Here is a 1309-nt window from a genome sequence, read left to right as displayed (position 1 = left end):
ATGACTGTCTCGTCCTGAAATAGGTTGACACTTATTTCAAACAAACGCCTGATGCATTTCATTAGGCGTTTTGTATTTTAACGATAGATGCGGTCTACGACTATTGTAAATCTCTATGCACTCTGCAACCATTCGTTTAGCATCTTCAATATTCCTTGGTTTATGAAGTAAATATTCATTCTTCAATATACCATTAACCCTTTCTGCTAAAGCATTCTGGTAACAATCATATCCATCTGTCATTGAACATCGGATATTATGTTCTTGATGTAATTCCTGATATTTCTTTGAACAATATTGGATACCTCGATCTGAATGATGAATGAGTGAAGATTGTGGTGTTTGTCTTGTTTTTAATGCTTTTAGATAGGCTTGACTGACAGCTTCCGCACCTAAATTGTCATCCACATGATAACCCACTATTTTTCTAGACCAAGCATCGGTTATTAGGCTCAGATAAGCTTCTCCTGTTTCTATAGGTAGATAGGTTATATCTGCAACCCAGAGTTGCTCAGGTTTTTGTGGTATCACTTGCTTAACTCCTAACTTAACTAAGTTGGGATGCTTGTAAAAACGATGATGACTATCCGTTGTCTTGTGATAGGCACGTTTAGGTTGCACTAATAAACGATGCTCTCTGAGTACGTCAAACAACCGGTCTCTACCAATTTTGATACCCATTACCCTATTCAGCAAGTAGTGAAGTTTCCTTGTCCCTATACGAGGTTGAAACATTCTTTCTTGTTGAATTCGTTGTAATACATCTTGTTCATGCTTATGTCTTACATTGGCTTGCTTGCTTTGCTTATAATAAGCTTGCCGTGTTGTGCCAAGATAATAACAACATTCAGTGATGCTAAAACCTACCGTTTGCTTTTCTTTGATTGCTTGCCTTGTGGCTTTTTTATGGTACTTACTCCGTAATCTCTTTCAAGTATGTTGATGATAGATTCAAATAACTCTGCTTTTCTTTTGGTTTCATATAACTGCTGTTCAAGCTCTTTAATTCTTTGTTCGGGAGTGAGTGGTAGAGGATCGGACATTTGTTTTTCTCCATGATGAAATGGGCCTCCTTGACTCCAATCTAATCTACCATGCTTTCTTAGCCAGACTAAAACTGTTGAACGCCCTTGAATACCATATCTGCTCTGAGCCTGTTTATAAGTCATTTCACCTTTTTCAACTTGATCTATGACTGATAATTTAAAAGCTAAGCTGTAATCTCGTTGCGTTCTTTTAACTATTGTTTTCATTACACTCTCCAAATTTAAGTTTAGAAAGTGTCAACCTTATCTAGGACGGGACAGAC

1 protein-coding gene is annotated in these 1309 nt (G+C 37.1%); it reads right to left on the bottom strand.

The features are described 5' to 3' along the window. Positions 1 to 36 precede the first annotated feature (36 nt). Positions 37 to 1253 (bottom strand): IS3 family transposase gene (locus F957_RS0120820; RefSeq protein WP_155762633.1). Its coding sequence is split into 2 segments (ribosomal slippage): positions 37 to 908 and positions 908 to 1253, totalling 1218 coding nucleotides; the frame shifts between segments, so codons are not numbered across the junction. Between the last annotated feature and the right edge of the window lie 56 nt (positions 1254 to 1309).

The organism is Acinetobacter gyllenbergii CIP 110306 = MTCC 11365 (assembly GCF_000413855.1).
GTDB lineage: Bacteria > Pseudomonadota > Gammaproteobacteria > Pseudomonadales > Moraxellaceae > Acinetobacter > Acinetobacter gyllenbergii.
This window is presented reverse-complemented; position numbering and strand designations above follow the sequence as displayed.